The sequence below is a fragment of the Xanthomonas sp. D-36-1 genome, assembly GCF_017746155.1.
Classification (GTDB): Bacteria; Pseudomonadota; Gammaproteobacteria; order Xanthomonadales; family Xanthomonadaceae; genus Xanthomonas; species Xanthomonas cissicola.
The window spans coordinates 1-1,170 of the sequence record NZ_JAGHWR010000101.1 but is presented as its reverse complement, the minus strand read 5'-3'; the positions used below and the strand labels follow the sequence as shown (position 1 = coordinate 1,170).

Here is a 1,170-nt window from a genome sequence, read left to right as displayed (position 1 = left end):
GGGCTATTCGTAAAAGCGTGTGGGCGCCCAAAGTGGATCGGGACACGTCACATCAACTGAAAGTCGCAAAATAGTGTTGCCGCAATCGCCGTTTCGCTGTAGAGTTATGACATCGAAAATCGTAATTTCTTGTTGTGACGGAGGTTGGTGCCATGACTGCCAGAGATGCTGAATCAGCGCTGCTTGCCCGGTGCTCCGCTGTCGCACGGGAGGTTGCGCAGTCCGCGCAGGATCAACGCGAGGCCAATGTATTCCGCTTGGCTGCGATGGTCGTTCAGTCGCGATTTCCGAGCGAGTCGATGTGCTTGATGCAAGCGAGCGAGCGGTACTTCGACTCGCACCCGAACGAACGACTTGCTCCGGCTGATGTTGTCAGGAAGGGCTGGGTTCTGAGCCTTCCTCGCCTGCGTGACATGCTGAGTCACCGACTTTACGGGCATTGAATCTATGGCGACGAGTCAAGCATTCCATACTCGCACGGCTCTGGCGGAAGGTCTGCGAGAGTTGTTCAAGCAACTTGAGGAACGGCTTTCGCTGCGCAGCCCGGTGAACGTCTACTTGGCTGGAGGGATGGCTGTCCATCTCTACACAGCCAGTCGCGTCACGACCGATGTGGATGCGGAGTTCGGAGGCCGTGTTTACCTTCCGAACGACCTGATGGTTGAGGTGACTCTGGAGGACGGCACTCAGCAAGTCGTCTACCTCGACACCAACTACAACTCGACTTTTGCGCTGATGCACGAGGACTACCTGGACGACTCCATCCCGGTAGACCTCGGCATGGATCAGATTCGTGTTCATGTCCTTTCACCCGTCGATCTTGCGGTGAGCAAAATCGCCCGCTTTGCTGACAACGACAAGGATGACATTGCCGCATTGGTACGGCTTGGCTTGACCAGCGCGGACGAGATCGAACATCGCGCAACAAGCGCCTTGGCGGGCTATATCGGTGGTCAGGCGATGCTGAAACTGAACCTGCGAGATGCCGTCGCCTTGGCTCGCGGGGTCGAAAGCGAACGGGTGGCCGCGCAGCGATTGACCGAACTGCCTCTTCTCGAAAAGCGTGCGGGAGCAGCTCTCACCTTTTGGCAGCACGCCACCGAGGCCATGAAGGCGCATGGCGCTGATGGCGTGAACTGGGCTGATGTCGAGCAAAAAACCATCCTCGAA

1 protein-coding gene is annotated in these 1,170 nt (G+C 57.4%); it reads left to right on the top strand.

Features of this window, described 5'->3' with window-relative positions:
* Window positions 1–504: 504 nt before the first annotated feature.
* On the top strand, window positions 505–1,170 hold a 666-nt coding region (locus J7367_RS20740), incomplete at its 3' end, for a DUF6036 family nucleotidyltransferase (RefSeq protein WP_209028994.1).